At 57.1% G+C, this 483-nt stretch carries 1 protein-coding gene; it reads left to right on the top strand.

Annotated elements, in window-relative coordinates; genetic code table 11:
• Nucleotides 1–483, top strand: a 483-nt coding sequence (locus tag KW837_RS29225; protein ID WP_218399373.1) for a hypothetical protein, incomplete at both ends; no start/stop codon positions are given.

Here is a 483-nt window from a genome sequence, read left to right as displayed (position 1 = left end):
GTAAGGGGAGGGGGGGGGGGGGGGGGGGGGAAGGAGAAGGAGAAAAAAGAGAGAGAAAAAAGAGAGGGAGGAGGAAGAGGAAGAGGGGGAGAAGAGAAAGGGGAGAGAGAGAGGGGAGGGAAAGAAGAGAAGGGGGGGAAAAGGAAAGAAAGGAGGGAGGGAGGAGAGGGGGGGAAGAGGGGGGGGAGAGGGAGGGAGAGGGGGGAGGAAGGGGAGGAAGAGGGAGAGGGAAAGAAGAGAGAAGAAGGGAGGGGGGGGAGGGGAGAAAGGGAGGGAAAGGGAGGAGAGAGGAGGGAAAGAGAAGAGGAAGAAGGGAAAGAAAAAAGAAGGAGGGAAGAAGAAGGGGGGGGAAAAAAAAAGAAGAAAAAAAAGGAGGGAAGGGGGAGGAGGGAAGAAAGGGAGGAGGAGGAGGAAAGGAGGAAGGAAGAAGAGGGGAAGGGGAGGAGAAGGGGGGAAGGGAGGAAGGGGGAGGAGGAGAAAAAA

It is taken from the genome of Pseudomonas sp. PDM24 (assembly GCF_019218905.1).
Taxonomy (GTDB): domain Bacteria; phylum Pseudomonadota; class Gammaproteobacteria; order Pseudomonadales; family Pseudomonadaceae; genus Aquipseudomonas.
This window is presented reverse-complemented; position numbering and strand designations above follow the sequence as displayed.